21 protein-coding genes and 1 tRNA gene are annotated in these 24,524 nt (G+C 42.3%); 8 read left to right on the top strand and 14 right to left on the bottom strand.

Annotation, left to right across the window (positions count from 1 at the left end; translation table 11 throughout):
* Positions 1 to 113 precede the first annotated feature (113 nt).
* From OSCI_RS18300 to OSCI_RS18290, 4 genes are all read right to left on the bottom strand, one after another.
* The gene (locus OSCI_RS18300) at positions 114 to 293 is read right to left on the bottom strand and encodes a hypothetical protein (protein WP_007356570.1); all 180 of its coding nucleotides are present in this window, start codon (positions 291 to 293) and stop codon (positions 114 to 116) included.
* Positions 294 to 296: 3 nt separating this feature from the next.
* Complete coding sequence (locus OSCI_RS18295) at positions 297 to 770, bottom strand: type II toxin-antitoxin system VapC family toxin (protein ID WP_007356569.1); 474 nt, start codon at positions 768 to 770, stop codon at positions 297 to 299.
* Positions 767 to 952 (bottom strand): hypothetical protein, encoded by a 186-nt coding sequence (locus OSCI_RS30130; RefSeq protein ID WP_148288863.1) that lies wholly within the window; start codon positions 950 to 952, stop codon positions 767 to 769. The genes OSCI_RS18295 and OSCI_RS30130 overlap by 4 nt, the downstream gene beginning before the upstream one ends.
* A 73-nt stretch (positions 953 to 1,025) precedes the next feature.
* Positions 1,026 to 2,612, bottom strand: coding sequence for a choice-of-anchor K domain-containing protein (locus OSCI_RS18290; RefSeq protein ID WP_007356568.1), 1,587 nt, complete (start codon positions 2,610 to 2,612; stop codon positions 1,026 to 1,028).
* A 163-nt stretch (positions 2,613 to 2,775) separates the two neighbouring features.
* On the opposite strand from OSCI_RS18290, the gene OSCI_RS18285 reads away from it, so the two are divergent.
* On the top strand, positions 2,776 to 4,425 hold the full coding sequence (locus OSCI_RS18285) for an ATP-binding protein (RefSeq protein WP_007356567.1): 1,650 nt from the start codon (positions 2,776 to 2,778) through the stop codon (positions 4,423 to 4,425).
* A 60-nt stretch (positions 4,426 to 4,485) separates the two neighbouring features.
* Here OSCI_RS18285 and rimO read toward each other — a convergent pair whose 3' ends face one another.
* Positions 4,486 to 5,805 (bottom strand): 30S ribosomal protein S12 methylthiotransferase RimO, encoded by a 1,320-nt coding sequence (rimO, locus tag OSCI_RS18280; RefSeq protein ID WP_007356566.1) that lies wholly within the window; start codon positions 5,803 to 5,805, stop codon positions 4,486 to 4,488.
* Between the two features lie 128 nt (positions 5,806 to 5,933).
* Here rimO and OSCI_RS18275 point away from each other — a divergent pair, with 128 nt between their 5' ends.
* The 4 genes from OSCI_RS18275 to OSCI_RS18260 all read left to right on the top strand — a co-directional run bounded on the left by OSCI_RS18275 (position 5,934) and on the right by OSCI_RS18260 (position 9,449).
* On the top strand, positions 5,934 to 6,836 hold the full coding sequence (locus OSCI_RS18275) for a DUF4351 domain-containing protein (protein ID WP_007356565.1): 903 nt from the start codon (positions 5,934 to 5,936) through the stop codon (positions 6,834 to 6,836).
* 47 nt (positions 6,837 to 6,883) lie between these two features.
* Entirely contained in the window at positions 6,884 to 7,150 is a 267-nt protein-coding gene (locus OSCI_RS18270; RefSeq protein WP_007356564.1) for a DUF4351 domain-containing protein, read from the top strand.
* Between the two features lie 193 nt (positions 7,151 to 7,343).
* Positions 7,344 to 7,484 carry a hypothetical protein gene (locus OSCI_RS30825; RefSeq protein WP_007356563.1) on the top strand — a complete coding sequence of 47 codons (141 nt, stop codon included), beginning with the start codon at positions 7,344 to 7,346 and terminating at the stop codon, positions 7,482 to 7,484.
* 138 nt (positions 7,485 to 7,622) lie between these two features.
* On the top strand, positions 7,623 to 9,449 hold the full coding sequence (locus OSCI_RS18260; protein ID WP_007356562.1) for an ABC transporter ATP-binding protein: 1,827 nt from the start codon (positions 7,623 to 7,625) through the stop codon (positions 9,447 to 9,449).
* A gap of 281 nt (positions 9,450 to 9,730) precedes the next feature.
* Here OSCI_RS18260 and ligA read toward each other — a convergent pair whose 3' ends face one another.
* Both ligA and OSCI_RS18250 read right to left on the bottom strand, forming a co-directional pair.
* The gene (gene ligA / locus OSCI_RS18255; RefSeq protein WP_007356561.1) at positions 9,731 to 11,803 is read right to left on the bottom strand and encodes an NAD-dependent DNA ligase LigA; all 2,073 of its coding nucleotides are present in this window, start codon (positions 11,801 to 11,803) and stop codon (positions 9,731 to 9,733) included.
* Between the two features lie 307 nt (positions 11,804 to 12,110).
* A complete protein-coding gene (locus OSCI_RS18250; RefSeq protein ID WP_007356560.1) occupies positions 12,111 to 13,091 on the bottom strand; it encodes an Npun_R2479 family HD domain-containing metalloprotein in 981 nt (326 codons plus the stop codon).
* A gap of 243 nt (positions 13,092 to 13,334) precedes the next feature.
* Here OSCI_RS18250 and OSCI_RS18245 point away from each other — a divergent pair, with 243 nt between their 5' ends.
* Positions 13,335 to 15,053: an alpha/beta hydrolase gene (locus OSCI_RS18245; RefSeq protein ID WP_019487753.1), complete on the top strand. Its 1,719-nt coding sequence runs from the start codon at positions 13,335 to 13,337 to the stop codon at positions 15,051 to 15,053.
* Between the two features lie 317 nt (positions 15,054 to 15,370).
* Here OSCI_RS18245 and OSCI_RS18240 read toward each other — a convergent pair whose 3' ends face one another.
* From OSCI_RS18240 to OSCI_RS18225, 5 genes are all read right to left on the bottom strand, one after another.
* Complete coding sequence (locus tag OSCI_RS18240; protein WP_007356558.1) at positions 15,371 to 18,184, bottom strand: BPTD_3080 family restriction endonuclease; 2,814 nt, start codon at positions 18,182 to 18,184, stop codon at positions 15,371 to 15,373.
* A 168-nt stretch (positions 18,185 to 18,352) separates the two neighbouring features.
* The gene (locus tag OSCI_RS18235) at positions 18,353 to 18,961 is read right to left on the bottom strand and encodes a Uma2 family endonuclease (protein WP_026103840.1); all 609 of its coding nucleotides are present in this window, start codon (positions 18,959 to 18,961) and stop codon (positions 18,353 to 18,355) included.
* Between the two features lie 86 nt (positions 18,962 to 19,047).
* Entirely contained in the window at positions 19,048 to 19,215 is a 168-nt protein-coding gene (locus OSCI_RS30125) for a hypothetical protein (protein ID WP_007356556.1), read from the bottom strand.
* Complete coding sequence (locus OSCI_RS18230) at positions 19,193 to 19,534, bottom strand: DUF433 domain-containing protein (RefSeq protein WP_007356555.1); 342 nt, start codon at positions 19,532 to 19,534, stop codon at positions 19,193 to 19,195. Before OSCI_RS18230 ends, OSCI_RS30125 begins: the two co-directional genes overlap by 23 nt.
* A gap of 86 nt (positions 19,535 to 19,620) precedes the next feature.
* Positions 19,621 to 22,239, bottom strand: a complete 2,619-nt coding sequence (locus tag OSCI_RS18225) for a site-specific DNA-methyltransferase (protein ID WP_007356554.1) — start codon at positions 22,237 to 22,239, stop codon at positions 19,621 to 19,623.
* Here OSCI_RS18225 and OSCI_RS30120 point away from each other — a divergent pair.
* The gene (locus OSCI_RS30120; RefSeq protein ID WP_155523424.1) at positions 22,228 to 22,401 is read left to right on the top strand and encodes a hypothetical protein; all 174 of its coding nucleotides are present in this window, start codon (positions 22,228 to 22,230) and stop codon (positions 22,399 to 22,401) included. The two genes, OSCI_RS18225 and OSCI_RS30120, sit on opposite strands and share 12 nt — an antisense overlap.
* Before the next feature lie 38 nt (positions 22,402 to 22,439).
* Here the strand turns inward: OSCI_RS30120 and OSCI_RS18220 are convergent.
* Positions 22,440 to 22,513: transfer RNA gene (locus OSCI_RS18220), tRNA-Val, on the bottom strand.
* A 158-nt stretch (positions 22,514 to 22,671) separates the two neighbouring features.
* A complete protein-coding gene (locus OSCI_RS18215) occupies positions 22,672 to 23,097 on the bottom strand; it encodes a photosystem I reaction center subunit II PsaD (RefSeq protein WP_007356552.1) in 426 nt (141 codons plus the stop codon).
* Positions 23,098 to 23,477: 380 nt separating this feature from the next.
* On the opposite strand from OSCI_RS18215, the gene OSCI_RS18210 reads away from it, so the two are divergent.
* Positions 23,478 to 24,515, top strand: coding sequence for a DUF2278 family protein (locus OSCI_RS18210; protein WP_007356550.1), 1,038 nt, complete (start codon positions 23,478 to 23,480; stop codon positions 24,513 to 24,515).
* Positions 24,516 to 24,524 lie beyond the last annotated feature (9 nt).

Below are 24,524 nucleotides of genomic sequence, written 5' to 3'. Positions count from 1 at the left end.
CAATTGATAATTACGAAGATTATTGGTTGATTATAGCACGAGGGTGAAACAAGGGTCAATGCTACTATTCAGAGGGCGATCGCACTTTTTGGGGAAAGAGCGATCGCACTTTTTTAACCACAGATCGACGTGGTTTGAGTGCGTGGCTTGAGTGATTTTGAGATTATTTCCCTTCCACTTTCAGCCTGCTTCTTCTGCCAATCTGCAAACATGGCATCCAAGTCGTAGTTGAACGACTTGGCGTGTTCTTCACGAATTCGGTGGATTTCTTCCACGATCTCATCTTGCCACATGAATTAACCTCCTAGTAGTTCGTAAGGCGTACAAATTAGCGGTAATTGGTATCCGAAATCAAGACTAATTTCTGCAAGTTTTCTCTGAATTTGAGCGTTAGCGATATGCTTACAGTTCCATGTTAGCAGGTAATCTAAATCGTGAACGGTAGCTGTTGCAATATGAACTGCATCATCAGCAGCTTTGGGAGGAAGATTGCTGCGTGTGAGAAATTGTCCTGCTAAGTCTCGTACAGCTTGATTGAGTTCAAGCAATGGAAAGTCGCGAACTATCTCCAAACGTTGAGCCGCAATCTCTGAATCCCCTTGTGCTATTTCATCCAAAACAACTTGTGAGATGTAGAGATTGAAATTGCTTCGCCGAAATTCCCACCAATCTCGTGTTACCTCCATGTTTGCAGCTAGAATCAAGTTTTTGGTGTTTCTGGCGGTGAGGTAGCCTAAGATACTGGTTTCGATGTAGACAGTTTCACTCATACATAATGGATTGTGACAAATTCTATATTAATCATACCATGTTGTTTTTCTATTCTAATTTTAAGCGCGATCGCACTTATTTCGTAAGGGCGATCGCACTTTTTAGCAACTGCATATAGAAGCGGAGGGATGAAGGGCGATCGCGCTTTTTGGGGAAAGAGCGATCGCTCTTTTTTAACCACAAATAGAGGTGGATGGGGAAAAGGCGATCGCTAATATTGATGTGACGAACTATGGGGTAACTTTCCTACAGCGTCATCCTATCTGAGTGATTGGATCGTTTAGAGGAATAGTAAATAAGGCATTTTTCACAACATCTGGCTGCGTGTTGATGACGACACCAAAAATGTTTGTATAAACACCTATAATTTCGTTGGTTTCTGTGTACTGAATAATGGTGTCAGCAATACCATCTTGATTGACATCAGTAGGGCTGAAGGTAAGAATGTCAATTGGTACGCCTCCATTGATGCCAATTAGATCGCCTTCACTTGCATTGAAGTCAAGTAACCAATCAGCATTAGCAGGATTGGTTTCTTCTATACCTGTATCTGTTCTAAGGATAAAGATATCGCTTCCACCTCCACCAGTAAGGCGATCAGTTCCTCTTTCACCGATTAAGATATCCTCTCCATCATCACCAAAGATTTGATCGTTGCCTTTTCCTCCCCTCACTAAATCATCAGCAACACCACCTGAGACGAAATCATTACCTTGATTGCCTGAGAGAATGTCATTACTATCTTCTCCTAAAATGCGATCGTCACCTTTTCCTCCCAGCAAATAATCGCCATCACCAGCACCTTCAAGAGTGTCAGCACCCTCCGCAGCTAATACTACATCTGTCGCAGGTGAACCGATTATGTTATCGTTACTTTCAGTTCCCAGTATTCCTCCGGGATATTGATCCATTACTGCTTCAGTAATCTGAAAAGTTGAATTTTGCTCGGCTGACGCTTTTAAGTTTTGTGCAACTCGTTGCTGAGAAAGACCGCTAGGTAGACCCGTAAATTTAATGTACAGACCATCTAAAAAGCCTTTACTATAATTTGAAAGTCTGGTATTAAAATCATCAACCGTCTCTCCTATCTTATTTTTTATATTGTCCGGTAGCTCTTTTATTGCCTCAATCGTTCCTTCCGCTGCTTCTTCGAGAATAGATACGGGTTTAATTTTACCAATCAATAGAGCATCAGATAAACGTTGTTCTGGGGTGTTAAAAAGCCCTAGTGTTGTTTTGCCACCATCCGCCGAAAATCCTACTAACTCAAGTCTATATCCTGAAATTCCGGTTGAACCTGGGAACTTAATTATCTCTTGAGAAATGCCAGAACCAGAAAAGCGAAGAATATCTCCATCTTCAACAGGATCGCCAGTTGTATTTTTTGTAGCCGTCAAGTTAAATGAAAAATTGAATGTCTGATCGCTAGGCACAGGATTAGTGAGAGATAGCCTGACATTGAGAGGAAAATCACCTTCAGGTTCCGAACCGAAAACAGTAAGTCCATTGCGATAATTCAAATTGCCAAGGCTGAAAGGAATGTCACTGGCTGTACTAATTCCCTTGGCTTGACTAAATTCCTGTTCGTCACTAAATTCGTTGCTGTCACTTCTCCTGCCGTCAAACCGCACATAGCTTTCACTGTCTCCAGCAGTAGGAGTTCCTAAAGTTTTCTCATTTTCGCCGTTGTCAAAAGTGCCGGAAGTAGATCCTTCAAAGAAAACTTTAGTGGTGTCTACATCAATTCTCCCAGTTTCTGAAGAGTTTAACCTTGAATAGTTGAAGTTTGATCCATCTGACTGAGGAAATACATTTCTGTAGGTGAAAGCCTGACTCATCATTTCAGAATACTCCTGAATCCTTAGCTCTATATTGGCTCAACGGCTCAGCATTTGGCTCAACAAAAAAGGCTCATTTGTCTCATTTAGCTCATTTGTCTCATCTTTCGGCTCTCCAACCTAAGCTATACTTAAACTCGATCGCAATTGTGCTAAAGGACTAACAATGGCCGGCTTACTCAGGGCATCCGAAGAAGGGCTAAAAATCATTGATATGGTAAGACGCAATCTCGGATGGAATAAAACTGAGGATACTTGGTGTCTCGCAGCCTTAGTTTCAACAGCTACCTTAAAGCGGTTTTGGGCGAGAATAGGAATTAGACGAGAGAACTTTATCAATATTTGCAAAGCAGTAGAAATAGAAAACTGGGAATACATTGCTGAAGGCTACAAAATTAAGCAAACAGAACCACTTTTAGCCGCCGCGATCGCAGATATCCCCCTAGACTCTCAAAACGATAAAAACTTCCCCCTCCCTGAAAATTTACCCCCCGTGAGAAATTGGGTAAATCGAACAAAAGAAATTGACATCTTAAAAGCTACACTGATTAACTCAGATATCGCCGCCATCTCAATTGTCGGCTTACCAGGAATCGGAAAAACTGCCCTCATTAGCCAACTAATTCGTCAAATCCACACAGAAAATACCCCCTTCACCGCCGTTGCTTGGCAATCATTACAATCTGCAACAGGCAAAGCACTTCCTTTTGATTGGACGATAGACTCCCTACTATTCACCCTATCCAACGGCGACATCACAACAGCCGTCACTACTCAAGATGACTCTTTAAAAAAGATAGAAAAACTGATAAAAATTATCAAGACTAAACCTTGCTTAATTGTCTTCGATCGCACCGAAACACTCCTCAAAACTAAACAAGCACAAACCGCAGGCTACTTCGCAGACGACAGTGCCGAATACCCTTGGTTATTCCAACAACTATTAGAAACAGAACATCAAAGTAAAATCCTATTCACCAGTCGCGAAAGCTTAGCCGAATTGCCGCCAACTGTCACCCGTGAAATCCAGTTAAACGGACCAAACCAAGATGCCGCAATTACCCTATTGCAATCTTTAAATCTGACTGCAAACCAGGAAGAATTAGCCGAACTTTCCCATCGCTATCAAGGACATCCTAAAGCTTTACAACTGGTCGCTGCATTAATTCGCGATGATGACGAATTTCAGGGAAATGTCGGAAAATTCTTGCAGGATAGAGATTGGCTACTCATTCGAGACATTGAAAACTTAATTGATGAAATGATCCTCCGCCTCAGCGAATTAGAACAAACTTGCCTCAGCCGAATTTCAGTGTACCAAACTTCAGAATATCCCCTATCTTTTGCTGCAATTGCTACTCAAATGCCAGAAGTAAGTAAATATGAACTTAAAGAAAATATTATCCTTGCCCTCAAGCGCAGGCAACTGTTATATTATGATTACCAATGCGAATCTTATCAATTGCATCCGCTAGTCAAAGAAAAAGGCGATCGCTTATTAAATCAAAACTATGAAAATGTTCGCACTGCAAATTGTCAAGCTTACGATTATTTTATCAGCATTCCCCTCAAACCTGAATCTGAATGGCAAGATATTGAGGATATTAAACCACTAATCAGAGCGCACTATCATGCGTCTCAGGCAGAAGATTTAGATGCTGCAAAGGCGATAATTGCTGAAGTTTACAAGTATATGCAACAATGGAATTGCACAGAGAATTTAGGGGTAAATCTACTGTCACCATTATTGACTGAAACCCATAAACTTAAAGCTAGTGTAGATGAATATAGCGACCACTTCACGTCAAACTCTTAGTCCGACAGGGGTTAAAACCCCTGGCGGCTTAAGCCATTGCTAGGGGTAGTTTCCGCCCTCTCAAACAGTAGCTACGCTACCATAAAGATCGTAAATATCAGCATTAGTAATGTTTACGCGCACCATAGCCCCTAAAGAGGCCTCCCCCTCAACATAAACCAAGCCGTCCACATCAGGGGAAAAACGAGCCGATCGCCCGATTAATTCTCCTGTCTCTGGATTTTCCTGTTCCAGCAACACATCCACCACTTTACCTACAGACTTTTGATTATTCTTCAGCGAAATCGGTTGCTGCGCCGCCATCACTGCTTCCCGTCGCGCTTCCATTACCTCTTGCGGCAATTGATTGGGTAAATCGTGGGCGGGTGTTCCCTCTTCTGGAGAAAATGTGAATACTCCAACGTGATCGAATTCGTGACGCTTGACAAATTCTAATAAATGTGCTGCGTGTTCCTCTGTTTCCCCAGGGAAGCCGACGATAAAAGTTGTCCGCAAGATAGCATCAGGCATAGAGGCTTTAATCCGCTCAATGATGCTATCATTTACTCCTGCTTGAAATGGCCGATTCATGGCCCGCAAAATTTCCGGGTGGGAGTGTTGCAAGGGTAGATCCAAGTAAGGCAAAATATTGGGTGTTTCCTGAATTGCTGCCATTACTTTCGGGGTTAAACCGGTAGGATAGGCGTAGTGCATCCGAATCCAAGGTATATCAACTTTACCTAATGCGTGTAACAGTTCGGCTAATTTGGGTTCGCCGTAGATGTCTTTGCCATAATTGGTAGTAATTTGGGAAATTAAGATAATTTCTTTTACGCCTTCGGCAGCTAATTGTTCGGCTTCGGCGACAATAGATTCGATGGTGCGCGATCGCTGATTTCCGCGCAAATGAGGGATAATGCAAAATGCACAGCGATAGTCGCATCCTTCGGCAATTCGCAAGTAGGCGACAGCTTCCGGTGTAGTGCGGTAGCGAGGGGTGTTTTCATCGGCGATGTAGGTAGGTTCAGCGGAAACTAAGGTAACGCGATCGCCTTTTTCCACTTGTTCAATTACACCAACAATTTGATGATAATCCCCAGTGCCAACCAATGCCACTGCTTCTGGCAATTCATTGAGTAAATCTTGTTGAAAATGCTGTGCCATACAGCCAGCAATCACAATTTTTTTATTAGCTTGAGCTAATTCTACCAAAGTGCGGACGGATTCTTCCCGCGCTGCTTGGATAAAACTGCAAGTATTAACAATAACGTAATCGGCTAACTCTTCATTGGCATCAACTTGATAGCCTGCTTGTGCCAATAAGCCAATCATGTGCTCGGTGTCTATGCGATTTTTTTCACAACCGAGGTGAGTAAATGCGATCGTTGGCTTAGTTGCCATATAGGATTTATCTTTAGGAGATTTCTACAAACGTTTTAGTATAGCACACAAGTTGACAATTGACAATAAATGAGGGAAGATTACCTGAAAAATCTATATTAAGTGCAAAACTTTTTAAGCGATCGCCTGTGACATACGATAACATTTGTAAATATCTAGCAGAAGAGTATCCTGTTTCATTTGTCCGCTGGCTACTCCCAACTAACACCGAGGAAATTCAGGTACTCAAAACTGAACTCAGCCTCGAACCTATTAGAGCAGACTCGGTGACATTCTTGCAAGTAGCAAACCAAATTCTACACCTAGAATTTCAAACTGAGCCTGCTTCCGAGCCACCAATGCCGCTCAGAATGTTAGACTATTGGGTGAGGCTGCATCGTCAATATCGGTGCGACATCGAACAAGTCGTGATTTTTTTAACGCGCACGAGTTCCCAAACTGCCTTTACTAATCAGTTTACTGCTCGTAATACTCAGCACCGCTACCGAGTAATCCGAATGTGGGAACAAAACCCCGCACCTTTACTGGCAAATCCTGAACTTTTACCCTTAGCTGTGTTAGCGCGATCGGATAATCCCAATACTTTGCTACAACAAGTAGCAGAACAAGTTGCTAGCATTGAAGCACCGGATGAGCGGCAGAATCTTTCAGCTTGTATAGAGATTTTAGCAGGTCTGCGGTTTAATACAACATTGATTCGCCAACTATTCAGAGAGGAGATTATGCGTGAATCTGTAATTTATCAAGAAATCATCCAGCGAGGAGAGCAACAAGGACTACAACAAGGACTACAACAAGGATTGCAACAAGGATTGCAACAAGGATTGCAACAAGGATTGCAACAAGGATTAGGAGAGGAAGCGTTAGCATATACTATGCGCTTGCTAAATCGTCGTATTGGTGAGATTAATACTCAGCTACAAGCAAAAATTCGTCTGTTATCTGTTGTGCAATTAGAAAATTTGGGTGAGGCGTTATTGGATTTTTCTGATGTTAGTGATTTAGTTGCTTGGCTAGATACTAATCATTAAGAATAACCAGTTTTTCAGTTGTTCACCAATGATTCAGAGAGGACATTATGCGTGAGTCTGTAATTTATCAAGAAATCATCCAGCGAGGAGAGCAACAAGGTCTCCAACAAGGACTACAACAAGGACTAGGACAGGAAGCGTTAGCATATACTATGCGTCTGCTAAATCGTCGTGTTGGGGAGATTAATGCTCAGCTACAAGCAAGAATTCGTCTGTTATCTGTTGTGCAATTGGAAAATCTGGGTGAGGCGTTATTAGATTTTTCTGATGTTAGTGATTTAGTGGCTTGGTTGGATGCTCATCAGCAAACATAACTAATTTTTTGAATATATTGTAGGGTAGGCAAAGCCGACAATCATTTATAACTATTCAATCTCAGCTTGTTGTAGCTTTGTCTACCCTATATTTAACAAAATCTTAATTATTATTTTACAAATATACTCCAAGTTAGATGTTAGAAAATAGAGTGTTTGCTACAATCAGCGTAAGAATTAGGACTACTGTACTATGTCTGACTTAAATCGCGGCATCATGAAATTTAAGGGAGCCGATAGCCCAACGGCGATCGCAGTCTCAGCGATCGCGATTCTGGGTGGTATCAGTTTCCTGATCTGGTGGGCACTACAATCAGCCTACGCTTTAAGCTAATCACCCAGTCGGGTGAGTCATCTGGATGAAGTTGGACGCTCCCAGCGGTAATACTCTTGTAATATAGTTGTAGTAAAGACGCGCAATGGTGCGTCTTTACTTTTGATGGCCCGATGGGCCGTATTACAAGTAAAACCTATGGCAAGCTTTCGGGACATCCTCAAATATTACGAGGGCTATTGGAAAACTTCTGTCCTCAGTATAGGAGCATCCAGCGCCTTTGAACTAATCGATCTGATTGTTCCCTACGCAATTGGTCAAACTTTAAACGTTTTGTCGGGTAAACCGCCAGATGCGATCGCGCAAAATTTAATAAATGCGATCGCCTCCGCCACTCAACAACCCGTCAATCAGACATTATCCCTATCAGTATTGCTGGGCTTAATTTTCCTAGTCACCGTCTGTAAAGCCCCTGTACAGACTTGGCTTGGCCCCTGGTTTCACTGGGTAATTGCCTTAAAAGCGCGTCGGGATCGCACGCAAGGCGCGATCGCCAAAATCCTCACTGTACCCCTAGAATTTTACGACGAAAACAACCCTGGACGCATTGCCAGCCGCATTGCCAAAGGACTAGCAAACCATACCTGGACATACCCAGAAATTGCCGGTGAACTAATACCCGAAGTTGTGCGATTAATAGGCATCTTTGCCATAATTTGGCTAATAGAATGGCGGATTGGCTTATTAATTTTGGTTTCTTTCCTATTTATCCTGAGTATCACCCTCAAAAGTCTTAAAACCCTGACTGATAGAGAAGAAATACTCGATAAATATAGCGAAGATACCGAAAGTCGCAATTCAGAAATTATCACTAATATCAAAACCGTCAAAGCTTTTGCCACCGAAACAGTCGAACTACAACGACAAACAACACGGCTTAACCGCGAGTTAAAAGTTGTCATTGACCGCATCCATCGAGGATATGTGAACTTGGGAGTATATCAGAGAACAATTACTCAGTTTTGCCTGTTCTCAGTTCTAGGTTTTAGCCTAGCAGCAACGGCTGACGGTCAGATTTCTCTGGGATACTTCGTTACGACTTATACATTAGCAAGCATGGCTTATTCACAAATAACTCCGATCAGTAATCTTGCGGAAGTATTTGCTCGCCGCTATTCTTCAATGATGCGGTTTCACGAGTTTATACAGTTGCCAGATGGTGCTGATGGGGTAAATTTGGAACAGGAATTTACAGCCGAGTTAATACGTCCATCATACAAATTTACTGGCAAGGTTGAGTTTTCTCATCTTACTTTTGGGTATGACCTCGAAAAACCGGTGTTACAGGATATTGATTTGTTAATTCATCCCTGTCAAACTGTAGCTTTAGTAGGTAAATCGGGCTCCGGTAAGTCTACTTTGGTGAAGCTATTATTTCGGTATTTTGAACCGAAAGCAGGTCGCATTCTCATTGATGGTGACGACATTCGCACATTAGATGTGACTGCTTACCGCCAGCGTTTGGCGATCGTTCATCAAGAAGTTGATGTTTTCAATGGTACTTTGTTGGATAACTTGATTTATGGCAATCGGAAAGCTACTTTTGAACAAGTTGAGGATGCTTGTCGGATTGCGAAAGTAGATGAGTTTATCCATCAATTGCCCCAAGGTTATCATACGGTTGTCGGCGAACGCGGTGTGCGGTTGTCAGGTGGTCAGCGACAGCGGTTGGGAATTGCGAGGGCGCTATTAGTCGATCCAGATGTGCTAATCTTTGACGAAGCTACTTCTAGTCTGGATTATGAATCAGAGCGATCGATTCAGCTAGCAATGAAAAATATCTTGGGGACGCGGACGACGATTATTATTGCCCATCGGCTGAGTACGATTCGCGAGGCGGATCGGATTGTGGTTCTTGACCAAGGTCAGATTGTGGAAGTTGGTACTCATGAGGAGTTGTTAAGCCAAGGAGGGATTTATCGGCGATTACACTCGCTACAAGAAACAGGCGAACTAATTGCTTAGGTTTTTCTCCCTGGGTTTGCAGGTTATGTGTCTACAGGAGTATAGGATGCAGTTGAGCTAGAGTGCTATTCAGTAAGGATAGCACTTCTGCCTGTTGAGTCTGGGGAAAATCTCGTTATATCAACCTTCTTGGTAGTTAGGACGTTCTGAGTTACTGAAACTCGCTGATTCTATTCCCTTCTTTCCCACTTCCCCATCTCCCCCATCTCCCCCCTCTCCCCATCTTCCCCTCTCCCCCACTCTCCCTAGCCCCTAGCCCCTAGCCCCTTCTTTTCTTCTTTCTACTTAATCATTTCTAATAATTGAGCTTCTGAAAGTTGCACAATTCCCAATTCTTGAGCTTTTTCTAACTTAGAACCGGCATCTTCACCTACAACTAAATAGTTAGTTTTAGCACTAACAGAATTTGTAACTTTTCCCCCAGCTTTTTGAATCAACTCTTTCGCTTCATCTCGCTTTAGCGTTGGCAAAGTTCCCGTAATTACAAAAACTTTACCTGCCAACAACAAATTTTTACCTTCTACCTTGTTGCTAGTTGCTTCTGACTTCAGTTGTAACCCCGCAACTTTCAGACGTTCAATTAAATTCTGATTTGCAGGTACTTGAAACCATTGATATACAGACTGGGCAATTTCTGGGCCAATACCATAAACTCCCTCAATAGTCGCCGCAGATGCCGCTGCTAACTGTTCGACATCGGGAAACCTTTCTGTTAACAATACGGCATTAACACTGCCCACATGACGAATGCCTAAACCGTACAATATCCTTGACCAAGGTTGAGTCTTAGAATTAGCAATTGCCCCAACTAATTTATCGGCTAACTTCTTGCCCATTCTTTCTAAATTCATCAATCTTTCCACAGTTAAATCATAGATATCTGCCACAGAATGCACTAAATTACTATCAACTAACTGCTGCACTAATTTTTCACCAATGCCATTAATATCTACTGCATCTCGGCTACAAAAATGAATCAGCGCACCCCTTAAAATAGCTGGACAAGATGTATTAATACAGCGAGTAACCGCCTCACCTTTTTCTCTGACAACTGGTTGGCCGCATTCTGGACAGCAACTAGGCATTTGAAAGGATTGAGCACCTTCCGGGCGCAGTTCAGGTAAAACCCGTACTACTTCCGGGATAATTTCACCAGCTTTGCGAACAATTACTGTATCGCCAATGTGGATATTTAAGGATAAAATGCGATCGCTATTGTGTAGCGTCGCCCTGGAAACAGTTGTACCCGCTAACTGCACCGGTTTTAACTCTGCAACTGGCGTTAGCGCCCCGGTTCTCCCTACGGAAACTGCGATTGACTCAACTAAAGTAGGGGCTTCCTCAGCGGGATACTTGAGGGCGACGGCCCAGCGGGGGAATTTCTGAGTAAAACCTAGTTGTTTTTGCAATCGTAAGTCATTAATTTTAACAACAACTCCATCCGTCATATAAGGCAAGTTTCGCCGTTCGATATCCCAATATTGGTAATATTCCCGAACTTCATCCAAAGCAAGACAAAGTTGCCGATTGGGATTGACTTTAAACCCCATTTGTTGCAATAATTCCAAAGATTTACACTGAGTATCTGCGACCTCAATATCTTCTTTACCTGGTATTTGTAGCGTATAAGCAAAGAAATCTAAACGGCGTTTAGCCACAATTTTTGAATCTAATTGCCGCAATGTACCTGCGGCGGCATTGCGAGGATTAGCAAATAGGGAATCGCCAGATTTTTCTCGTTCTTGATTGATTTCTTCAAACACAGCTAAGGATAAAAAGGCCTCTCCTCGAACTTCTACCAATGGTGGACAATCTTCTAATTGTAGTTGTAATGGTATCGAGCGAATTGTCTTGACATTTTGGGTGATTTCTTCACCAGTAACGCCATCTCCGCGTGTTGCACCTCGGACTAAAATGCCATTTTCATAAGTTAGGGCTAAAGCAGAACCATCAATTTTTAACTCGCAAACATATTTGGAGACTGGGGAGGTTTTTTGACTTGATTCCAGAGTGTTTCCTGTTGCCAATTCCCCCTCATTAGTCCCGATTCCCCTCTGCCAACGTTCCTCCCATTTGATAAATTCCTCAATATTGAAAGCGTTTTCTAAACTGTAGAGAGGGATATTATGTCTAACGCTGGAAAAGTGGGTGGCTGGTTTTTCTCCAACTCGCTGAGTGGGACTTTCCAGGCTGATTAATTCGGGATGTTGGGTTTCTAGTTCTTGTAGTTCGCGATAGAGGCGATCGTACACCTCATCTGGCATAATTGGCGTATCCAGAACATAGTAAGCATAGCTAGCTTCCTGTAATTGTTTTCTCAATTGTTGGACTCGTTGCTGAACTTCTGGCATCATAATCAATTTTAGATTTTAAATTAAATAGATGGACACAATGAAGCGTAGGGTGGGCGCTCGCCTCTCTCAAGAATTAAAAATGTAAAATTAAAAATTAAAAATTTAATTGATTTCCTTTTTGATTTTTAACTTTTAATTTTTAATTGGATTTAGCTATGATTTACAGGCTGGTTGCGGCGAGCGCCCACCTTATGTTTAATTATGTCCGACTACTTAAGGAATAAATAAGGAGTCAGAAATCAGGAGAAAGTATTTCATCCTAAAATTGACTCCTCTTCTTAGTTGAATCTAAATTCTGACTAATTCCTCACAAATTCAGATTCGAGAAGTCACTAAACTTACGGGTTTCAGTGGCGACACTCGCAAAACCATCACCATTTTCACTGTCACCATTCAAACTGCCATTAGTTTCCGGTTTAAAGAGTTCTTCAACAGCCGCACGTTTCAAAGCTAGGGGTTCTGCGTGTTCTACCTGAAATACATTCGCGTAGAGATTGGCGATAATTTGTTTTCCTCCTTGAGTCAATTCTAAGTAACTCAAAGCGGCAGGGATGTAAGGAAAAACGCCGTTCCAGTAAAATTTGGCATAATTCCGCCGCAAATCTCCGGGGGATTTATAGCCTAAGATTTTATTAGTGCCGACTTCTTCAAACTCGTAGAAAAGAGCACTAATTTTTCGCAAATAATTCGGATCGCTAAGTTGGCCAATTAAGTCAGCGGCGCGAGCAAGTCCCGAATAATTATGCCGATCTTGATGAGTTTCACCAGCAGGTACAGGGAAGCGAGTCAGTTCAATATTGCGTTTAATTTGTTCGGCATCAATTAGTTTGTGGCCACCAAAACGCTCATCGATTACTAATTTACCTCGGTCAACATGATAAGGTGTGAGACTGGCAGAAGTTGCACCAATTGGTATCGAAACCATTCCTCCATCAATGCCAGTGGCGTAGAGTCCAACAGCTTCTTGGTCTTGGCGGCAAACACCTTTGACATAACCGATGTCGTGAGACAACAAAGAAATGATATAGTGTAGCCAGTCTTCAGGGGAGACACCCCCTTCGCGGATGTGTTTGCCCCGGAGGATGTCCTGTCCTACTAGGGCAACTAACATACTGTGTTCGACATTGTGATAGAGAGCGTCGCAATTAGCGATGTTTTCCAGAGCCATGTTCCCCGCCCAGGCAATGATATCGGGGTAATCCGGCTTATATTTACCGTAGGTACGGCGGTATCCAGCCTGTAGCTCTTGCACGAAAGCGTCAATTAGGATCGCAGTTGCATTAAACATTGTGATTTCTCTCACTCAAGCTTTAAGGGCGAAAATCAATCAGGAAGTTTTAGGTAGTTGCATAAATAATAATTGGCGATCGCGTATAAGTTGACATAAATCGGATTGAGTAGTATTTGCGAACTACCGATGCACCAGAGAATATTTTTAGAGTTATATACTCACCATAACCTAAATCCCACAGAATCTCATCTGGCTCTGTACTATTAGATGATGGTGAGAGAACTGCTAGGTGTCAGAGTTATGAACCGTCTGTTAAGGAGTCTGTCTGAAGGAGCAAAACGCGCGGTGCGGCCGATCGCCCTGAGATACTTGGGGTTGTGCAGCATTGCGGTTCTGGCTGCTGCCCCGGCCTTGGGAGCACAGCGAGTTTACGTGACTTATGGCCCCCTGGAAATTTCAGTGCCCATAGAGTCTTTAGAGCTGTTTGTGCAGACAGGCGTAATCGATCACACTTGGGATGGCTTCGCTCAGTACGCCAACCAGCAGCAGCTAGCTCAGTTGCGACAGGCACTGCAAGCAAAGGCCGAAGTCAGCCCCGTGACTATTTCTCAGTTCCTTTACACCCCCCAAGGTGAAGTGTTGCTGGAACGTTTGGGGCGAGTCGTGCAGACAAAGGGGCGACAGCCTGGTTTTTATGCAATTCGAGCGGCGTTAATTCTAGCAGCGGCAGATGCAGAGGGTTTGACACCGATCAATGTGCTCAAAAAATTTCCGACTTATGGGATTCGGATCGATATTGCACGGGGGTTAGAACTGGTTAATCAGCTAACGGCTTTGGTAAATAGGTCAAACCGAGCGATCGCAGGAGTAATCGAGTTGGCAAACGCCCAAGCTGCATCGGAACCAGCAGTTAACCTTTCCGAGTTCCAAACTCCAGACCGACGGGGGGCGCTGAGTTGGGAAAAAGTTTCTCTGACAATGATGAGTAAAAACCGCCAGGGGCGTAGTTTTCCCTTCGATCTGTATTTGCCTACAGGCGGGTCATTACCGGCACCATTAATTGTCATTTCTCACGGTTTAGGCTCAGACCGCTACTCCTTTGCCTATTTAGCCGAACATTTGGCCTCTTACGGATTTGCCGTTGCTGTCCCGGAACATCCCGGTAGCAGTTCTCAACAGTTGCAGAACTTGGTGGTAGGTAGAGCAAGTGAGGTGGCCCAACCTACAGAATTTGTCGATCGCCCTCTAGATATTAAGGATCTGCTCGATTTCCTAGATACCCTTCCTGCATCTGACCCCAAATATCAAGGAAAAATGGACTTGCAGCGAGTGGGGGTAATCGGTCAGTCTTTCGGCGGCTATACAGCTTTGGCTTTAGCGGGGGGAGGGATTAATTTTGAGCAACTAGATAAGGATTGCGAGCAAGAGTTCGATACTTGGAATATTTCGTTACTGCTTCAATGTCGCGCTCAAACTCTGCGCCGTCGGGATTACAATTTGAGCGATAGCCGGGTTAAAGCTGCGATCGCCATCAATCCGATTGTCAGCAGCATTCTAGGCGAATCAAACCTCAGCCAAATTCAAGTCCCTGTAATGATTTTAGCTGCCACTGCCGATACAGTTGCACCAGCGGTGCTCGAACAGATTCAACCCTTTACCTGGCTAACAAACCCTGAGAAATATCTCGTACTGCTCAACAACGGCACACATTTCTCGACGATCGATGAATCCCCTGAGAGTGTTTTCCGGGTTCCTACTAATGCTATTGGCCCCGAACCGGCCTTAGCTCGTCGCTATCTTAACGGATTGAGTGTGGCTTTTATGGAAACCTATCTGGCTAACGACCAAAATTTCCGCCGTTATCTCCAACCTTCTTATATCAAAGGAATTAGTAAAGATGTGTTGGGCCTAAGTATTTTGCGATCGCTGAGTAAGGAGCAGCTCGAGCAGTTGCTCAGCGGTAAAAGCAGCCCCACTCTTCCTGCATCTCCACCTCAGCCGGCCCCTGCGAAGCCTTGAGGGTCAAGGTATAGCAACCGCCAGGGCGGTTACGATGCTCAGGGCTAGGGGCTAGGGGCTAGGGAAAGAAGAGAAAGAAGGGAAAAGGGGGAAGAGAGTCAATGGTTTGAGCCATGAGCAAGTGTCCTAACCGTTGTGGCGGTTGCTATATTTGGAATTAGCTGACACTACTTTACAGATTAAGTGGGAATTTTAGCGATTTTGGTGGGATGCGATCGCTTTAGGTGCGGTGATTAAGCGGATGAACAGGTTTATAACCGCTTTAGGTCAAGTCATCAGTTTGGGAAAGATAATATTTTCCCCAAAAACAAGTAAATTTATCTCGACTGAAATGCAGTTTTCTCCAAAATTAGCCTAACGTCAGATGGATTTCTTGAGACTTCAAGTTGCCAATAACCAAAGCCACCATGCTGATTAACAGCTTGAATCCACCGATCTAAAAATCCCCATTTAGCCTCATCTTGGCGAGTTGGTTGTCCTTTGGTTTCCAAAATCAAGAAATTGCCATTTTTCAGTCGGATAATGAAATCGGGGCGATATTTACGCACAATTCCATCAAAAATATACAAAATTTCAAATCCCAGATGATCGTTTTTCACCCAAGCATCAACATAGTCATTCCGATCCAGTTCAAAAGCTTCGCTGGCTTCCCATGTACTATCAAAAATGCAACAATTAATATGGGATTTTTGGGTATACTCGCAAGGTTTACCTGTATGCCAGGGACGCATATCAGATGTAGAACGGATGGGATGTTCTGGATCGAATACTGGTTCAATTACTTCTGTATTTTCTAAATAAATAGCTTGCCAAATGTGCTGAACAATTTTACTCATATTGAGAGTAATCAGAATCCGCCGTTTAATTTCATCCAAACTAAATAATGGTGGATTAATTTCGATGAAATCTGACTGGATAAATTCTTCGACTAATCGAATCAGTTTGGCTAGTAAGTATTCTCGATTACCTTGCCAACCAGGTTTCATCTGGTCAAAAATATCTCTGGCAGCTTCAAAAGCAATTTTTTGCATCCGAAATTTTTCACCCAAATCTTCTAAGTTGATCGTCTCAATTCTGGTCACATCCGGTTTACCATCCAAAATAGCGGCGAGATCTGCTTGTGTGCTATTGTCATAGGCATCTAACTTTAAAGGTTTAATCTGACTCAAATCGAGTTTTAGTTCTGGTTTATAAATATAATCAATGCGGACAATATTGGGAAACCTCATTTCAAACTGCTGTTTTTCAGGATCGGGTTTAATTTCAGTTTTAGGATTAGGTGGTGGGGGTGGAGTTCCTTCGGTAGATTCGTGGGGAAGAAAGGTAAAAGGAACACCAAAAATATTAACATATTCGGCTTCAAGTAGGTTTGTTTCTGGGTTGATGTCGTAAGTAGTTCTCCGTAAACCTCTACCTACGACTTGTTCGCAGAGAAGTTGGCTGGTGAATGCGCGAATCCCCATAATATGCGTTACAGTTTTAGCGTCCCAACCTTCAGATAACATCCCAACAGAAATAACATTTTGAATTTGTTCCCCAGGCTTTCCAAGTTGACCAACTGTATCAACTGTTTTTCGTAAAAGTTCTGCTTGTTCTTTCTTTGAAAGTTTGCGAATAGGTTCATCCTCAGAGTTATCATCTTCGCTATTTTCTGCGGCTGTATCTTGGATTTCGGTACTTTCTTCTTGGGATTCTGCCATTTTTAAAACATTAGAATCAATGTGTAAAGTGCGTTCTGAGTTACAGAGTTCTTCGATATGAATTTTGTGATGATCGAAAGCATATTTAATTCTAGCCGCAGTTTCGGTACGGTTAGCAATAGAAATCATGGCTGGTGGAACTTTATGCCCCGATTCTTGCCATGATTTCGCCGTTTCTAGCCAATCTTTTCCGAGTAAAAGATAGCCGTTAGCCAGCAAATCCGGGAGGGATTCATCAGGTTTAGCTTTACGATTGATATCATCATAAACTTCGGGATCTCGATAGAGATGATAAAGGCGAGATTTATAGTCTTTTGTTAATTTGCTATCGTCACGAATCACCACGCGAGGAGTTTTAACTAAGCCAGATTCAATGGCATCATTTAAGCCAAAATCGCTAACAATCCAGCCAAATAAAGCTTCTTCTGAACTCTTTTTACCAGAGGGTGCAAAGGGTGTGGCAGAAAAGTCAAAACAGGTGAGAATTTTTCTAGCTTGATGAATGCGATCGAGTCCACCAACCCATTTTGTAGCCTCGTCTAATTCTTCTTTACTAATACCTTTAATTTTGGATTCAGCAGGTATGCGCCATGCGTGGTGTGCCTCGTCGTTAATAACAATAATGTTGCTAGAATTGGCAACTTCTCCTAATACTTCTCTAGCGTAGGCTTCGTTACTTTTTGCACCGCGTTTATCAACTCCTTTCTTCTTTTTTATTTGTTCTTCAGTTTCCCAATTCAAGGCGTGCCAGTTGCGGATTAAAACTTTCCCTTGACGAATTTTATCGAATAATCCCAGAGGCACAATATTGAATATTTCATAGTAGTTATTTTCCGCAGAGGGAAGCAGAACTTGTAGGCGATTTCTAACAGTTAGTCCAGGTGCAACAATAAAAATGGCTTTAGAAAAACGGGGATCTTGGGGATAGGTAACTTTATTGATAATTTGCCATGCAATTAACATCGCCATAACGATAGTTTTGCCCGAACCTGTTGCCATTTTGGAACACAGGCGTTTGAAGTTTCCGCCATCGTCAGGAATATCAATACCAACTTTTGCAGAGGGTGGGGATTCTGTTAGCCAGATTAGGGTTTTTATGGCTTCTAACTGACAGAAAAAGAAGGGAAAATCCCGTTCTTCTGATTTGTCCCAGTGTTCTAGCAGACGCTTGGTAACGCCTGTGACACCGGGGTATCCATCATCGCACCAAGCTTTGACGCGGGGACGAATTTGGTTAACTAAAGGAATCTCGACAAATTTACCGGCATCGTCGGAAGTTTTAGAGTTTTCGGAAGCAATAATATAGCCTGCGGGTCGTCTTCCTGCTGCTAGGTTGAATAGGCGAGAAGTGCGATCGTAGTGCCAATATTTTTGCGGTTCTTCGTAGGGAGAATTGATAATGAGTTGATCGATCGTAGTTTTTGATGACATAATGCTTCAATTTGTTGGACGTATCAACCAGATCGCATAATTGGGTAACTGCGGGACAAAGTTTGAGGTTTTCCTGTCTTATGTTATTCCAGTGAAATAAGACGGCTGGATCGAAATCTTATTATAGTAAAACGCTTTTTAGTATAATAAGATTGATCGTCTGAATACTTACTCACCATTAAAAATCTGCACGGCGGTCAAATTCAACCCAGGAAACACTAAAGACTCAACTCTTTCATCTCCTCGAAATAACTTAATTTGATACTCACCATCTACTAGCTGATAAACTGATAAAGTAGGCTGTTTCGGAGAACCTATATAACGGCTACCACCTAAACCTAAATAATCGACTATCCAATATTCGGGAATGCCTAATGCTTCATAATCAATCATTTTATGTGCATAATCATCCCGCCAATTTGTGCTGACAACTTCAACAACTAACTTTATGGAATTTCCTTGAGTAATAACGGATTCTTTTTCCCATCGAGATTCATTGGCTGCTACGGCTTGTTTATCTAATACAATGACATCTGGATCGTATCCAGAGTTATCGCAAAATTTAATTGTACATTCCTTGGGAATAAAGTAAGGAAGCTGTAGTCGCCTGATTTCTAAACCAAACTCGACGGCCTGAAAACCCGCGATCGCAGAATGTTGACCAGTTGGATTTGGCATTTCAACAATAACTCCGTTATGTAATTCATAATGTCCGTTTTCTGGTTTCCATTCCAGAAATTCATCAAAAGTTATTAACTTGGATATTGTTTGAGTCATTGGAAAAACCTCCAACTTTTTAATGTAGTTATCTAAAATTACATCTTTTTTATTGATAGCCAGAGTCATAGTTATATTCTCCACAATTAAATACCTAAAACCATACACCATTCTAAAATTTCCGGGTCTTTAGTTCCTTTTGCTGGTATAGAAGGTTCGCCAATAACCCGAATTATTAATTCCGGTTGTCTAATCCGAAGTTGAGTAGGATAAATCGGGTCAACATTTTCATCAATAAGATACTTGAGTGCCATTTTTTTTCTGTCTTTCCATCTTAATTTGTTGGAGTCTTATCGAAGCTGGATGAGGGTTTAATTCTTGGGCTTTTCTTTGTTGATGTGACCATTCTAACCAGTCTTCAATATATTTATTTACGGCTTCTTTATTGGTTAAATAATAAAGGATTGTCGCGTAAATTTGATCGAGAGTTAGAGTGGAAAAGTGTTTTAATATTTCCTCTGGTGAACGTTGACGATAAATATATTCATAAAGGATGCTTTCTATTCCCACTCTTGTCCCTTTTACTCGAATGTCATCGGGTGCTAAAAAATCAAAATATTCTTCTATTAGCATGGTTTATTTCTCCATTTATTGATTAAGGTTTGATTGATATTCAAAGTCATAGTTAGATTATAGCACTCACCCAGAAACCGGGTTTCTTAGGTTAACCGAATAATCTTCAAACTCTCAATTCCCCGATCGTCCACAATTTTAACAGCAACCTGCTGATATTCTCCCATTTCAAAAGGCAAGGAAACAGTCCCCTGATAAGACTCGATTAAATCCTCGTCAATTTCAGCTTTTAAATTCTTAGCTAAGCGCGACCAAGCATCTTTTTCTCCTGCCATCGGGAAGAAAACCTGACGGGGGAAAATACTTCTCCCATCATAATCAATATCTAACATCCAAACCGCAATTTTTTCCACACTACCAGACTCAATATTTCCGGTTTTTGTGTTATAATAATCAAAGCCAAAAACTTCGACTTGCCACTTATCTTTATTTTCTCCTTTCTCGATCCGCCGCAGCGCAACATCTGGCTGACCAATCAACCAAAAACTCTCATTACTAGCCCGTTTTTTCTTCAAATCTTCTGTTAGTAAATCGGCGTTCATTTGCGCTTTTAATAATGTGACTCCCGGCCAATTGGTTTCTTCGATATCTTTGGCGGCTTCCGGGTCAAATTGAAAAGCAGCAAAGACAATTAATTTGGGTTTGGGAACTAAAGTTTGTGCTTCTTCAATGGCTTGGGTGACTTGTCTTTGTTCTAAAGGTGCGTGTTGTGACCCGAAGGAAATTACCACTCGCATTGGTTGACCATAACTACCACCAGTTTCTTTTACTGTATTAGCGCCCAGGTCATTTGGTTTAGTTTCGGCATCGGCATGAAGCCAACGAGTTCCGGGTAAAGATTCGACTCTGGAGAATAAAATATATTGCCCGTTTTTACCACGAATCCCCGTTTTTAGCAGTTCATCTCGCCATTCTGATTGGCGTAAAGTTTCGCCAGAACGGGCGATTGAATTGTCAGGAATGGGGGGATTGATAATATCGTCAATTGGTTTTACTGTGGGTGCGGGTACGGCTTCGACGGTGAAGGGGCCAGTAACTCTGGCTTTGGATTTGTCTAATAATGGTTGGTCGTAAAGTGTTTCTTGGCCTGCGTATTTATTAATGGCTTGTTCGATTTCTATGCGATTCATGCCTTCCCGAATTTCGGGGTTATTGGCAATAGATTTGAGGGTGATATGAGGGACAGTTTTGTATTTGAATCCATCGCTTACGCCTGCTTGGGAATTTGCTAGTTGATAATAGTCAAAGGTGGCGGTCATTAACCTTTGTTTGGCTAGGGTTATTGCTACTCTTGAAGTATCGCAAGTTATCCATCTGCGTCCCCATTGTTCGGCTACGTAGGCTGTTGTACCGCTACCGCAGGTGATGTCTAGGACTAAATCACCTGGTTTAGTTGTCATTAAAATACAACGTTGAATCGCAGTTTGATTAGTTTGAACAACATAAATTCTATTACTTACGCCTCCTAAATCATCCCAGTAATTTGATAATGGAATTACAGGATAATCATCGAAGTACCTCTTTAAATGTATTTGATTACCCAGTGCAACAATACGCCCTTGTTTTGCTACCTTTTGTAAATCCTCTGGTGTAACTCCCCAGTGACGGTTACTACCTGGATGATACTTTCTGCCTTGAAATTCAAATTCAATAGTAGTTGTTGGTCTGAAGCCATCTGACGTTAGCGGATAAGCTCTCCAAATTTTGCTACCTGCTGGTAATGTTTCTAAATCAGCAATTTCATCATTAGTTAGAGGTCGATCTGTTTTATCTGGTAGTTCAACCATTGAATAACCAGTACCACCAGCACTTCTCAGCTTCCGTTGAATAAATAATTTTTTAAAGCTTTTTGCTGCTTGCTGAAAATCCTTGACATACCAAAGTAGATAATCACAATTTGATTGAATAAAAGCTCCCGTAGAACTACCTGTTTTTTGAATTGAAATTATAACTATAAATTTATCTATTCCAAAAACCTCATCCATCAATTCCCTAACATGATGCAAGTTTTCATCCGAAATCTGCACAAAAATACTACCAGTTTCGGACAATAACTCCCTCGCCAATAACAATCTATCTCTTAAATAAGTCAAATAAGAATGAATCCCCAATTCCCAAGTATCCCGAAATGCCTTAATCATTTCCGGTTCTTGAGTCAAATCCTCATCTTTCCCATCTTTGACATCGCGCTTATTCACAAACGGCTGAAAATTGGAACCATATTTAATCCCATAAGGCGGATCGAAATAAATCATCTGCACTTGTCCCGCCATTCCCTCTTTTTCTAATAGGGAGTTCATCACTAAAAGCGAATCTCCAGCTACTAAGCGGTTACTCCAATTATGCTTGTGCTTGTAAAATTCGATCGCCTGTCGAATCGGCGGATTTTCCTCTGCTATTTCAAACAGAGATAACTGCACACCCTCGCTTTGATTTTGCTTACGAACTGCTTCTATAATGGTGCGAGGATCGATGCGTTCGTGAACGTGCAATGATACAGTTGGCACTTCAAAATTAGTATGTTCTGCCTTACCCGCCCAAACTAATTGGGGGTCAAGGTGCGGATCGTAGCTATAATTTTTATTATCCCCATCAGGATCGGTTTCTGGCGTAACCAATCCCACAGGTGGGTTATTGACTCGTTGCTGATTTTCGTGATTATATTGATCGATCTTTCTTTGGTCAGGTTTCTTTTGCCTTGCCATGCGACATCCTCTAGTCAAAGTCTTTACTTTACAATTTATCTGATCGCACAGGTTTACCAGATTTTAAGGATGCGATCGCACTCTCTCAATCAAACTCTACCACTTGCCACCTCAGCGAAAGTCGCGATCGCCCTCACTATTTTCTATTCCGCCAGAGGATAAACTGGGAAAACCTGATTTGTTAACTCTGGTTTTTTCAATGGACACAACAGGACTCGAACCTGTGACCCCTACGATGTCAACGTAGTGCTCTAACCAACTGAGCTATGCGTCCGCACCATTTATAAATTTAGCACAGCTTTTTCCTTAATGTCAAGTCTTTTTTACCTCTATTTATTTCAGCCCCAGCAGGATGAACCCGCTAGGGCTGAATTTTGAGCAATCCCTTAACAACTGGGAAAAATCCCAAAGAAATTGGCTCTGATACCCCTTTTAGGGATCAAAAGTCTTCTTACCGCTAAATTTCAAAGTAGCCGGATTGGGATTACTACCGATATTACGTTCAACGCTACCTACTTTGGGGCGGCCTTCATTCACCTTCTCAGGGAAAACGCCATCCTTGGGATGCAGGTACTCCGTCGAACCGTCGGGAAAAATGCGGTAAATCTTGTAATTCGTGATTTTGAACTTGGCTCGCAGTTGTTGACCGCCTAAAGCGATGCACTGCTCTTTACGAGGTAAATACAGCAGATTGTCGCCTTGACGCATAATGGCCGCGCCGCCAGTAGGCATCTCAAACACTTGCTCCTTGGGGCTACTCCAAGTAATAGCGTACTTTTCTTCGACTAGCGCCTTGGTCAGCAAGCCGCCGGTGCTGCCGCCGAAAATGGGGGGTTGTCCAGTGAGTTGTTCTGCCATAGATATTTCTGAAGATTTTTACGGCATAGTATCACTCAGAGGTTCCTTGTCTGTTCAAATCGTAAGGAACTGTAACAGTTAGGTGCGGAGCGGGAGCATGGGGGCTCGGTGGCCCGGAGTGGAGGAGAGCGCACAGAGGAACCGGGAAGAGGTGAGAATGGGTCTACATTCTATCCTGAAAAGCTGATTCACTTTCGGATTGTAGTAGAACTGAGTAATAATCTTGAGAGCTTTTTTCTACCAGATTAAATTATCTGCTTTCTTGCTGACTAGACTTATATACTAATAATATAACGCCGCATCTGGCTGGTAACTCTACCGCGAATAAGGCGGGTTATCAATTAATTAATCAGTTCTATTCCCTACTTAAGGAGAAACTCATGCCGCTAAAAAATTATGGTGTTTTAAAAGGTCGGCCTGTAGGCAGCCGTTTAGCTAAAATCTCTAATGCTCATTATCAAATCCATCTAGTTTCAAAAGATACGGACTACCGCATTGCTATTAATGTTCAATCCAAACTAGAACCATCTGAACTTGAGTATTTAGTAGATGAAAATTTCTCTCACCCCCTATTAACTGGTTTGTTAGATTTGCCTTGGGGATTCAATGCTGTGGAAAGAAAGCCTGGGGGTTTAGCTTTGGATTTTATTCGCGGCAATTTATTCGATCGCAAAAACATGATTCCCCTGCCCTTTGATATACCGGGCGTTGACAATGATTTAAATGAAAAAATTGACAAGTATGTAGAAAGAGCGATGGCCGATGAAAATGCTCTGATTTATGCTTTTGGTGAAAAGTGGGGCCCCGAAACTATTAAAGATAAAATCTTTGGCTTTTTGCCTGGTAATGGGATTCACGATATCCACATGAATCAGGGTAATGTTGGTAAATTTATCGCGGATGATGGCGTGTGGCAAGATGGGGGAATGTTGATACATTTCCCCTCGGATAATCGCTGGGTGGCTATTTTTCTAAAGTTTCAGTCGCAAACTTGGCACACTGATGATACAACTGGACACCAAATTGAGACTATCGCTGCACCGATTTCAGGCGGGTTTTTGGAGAAACCGCAGCAGATGGCTAAGGTGGAAGAACATGATGATGTGATTCGGATTGTGGCGGCTTTGGTAAATCCCATTGGTACTGATGCTGGCAAGGAAACCGTAACTTTACTTAATACTTGTTCGCAGGCGATTGACTTGAAGGGATGGGCGATCGCAGATAAGTTTAAGAATAAGTTTACTCTCTCTGGTACTGTGGCTGCGGGTGCAACTTTTGTGGTGACGCTGCCAGCTAATGTACAACTTAGTAGCAAGGGTGGTATTATTACGTTATTGAATAACCAAGGCTTAAAGGTTCATGGAGTCTCCTATACTCAGCAGCAATCAGAGCGTGAGGGTTGGACGATTGTATTTTGATTGGTAATG

Source organism: Kamptonema sp. PCC 6506, assembly GCF_000180455.1.
GTDB classification, from domain to species: domain Bacteria; phylum Cyanobacteriota; class Cyanobacteriia; order Cyanobacteriales; family Microcoleaceae; genus Kamptonema; species Kamptonema formosum.
The sequence above is the reverse complement of the archived record's forward strand: the minus strand, read 5'-3'. Positions and strand labels throughout refer to the sequence as shown.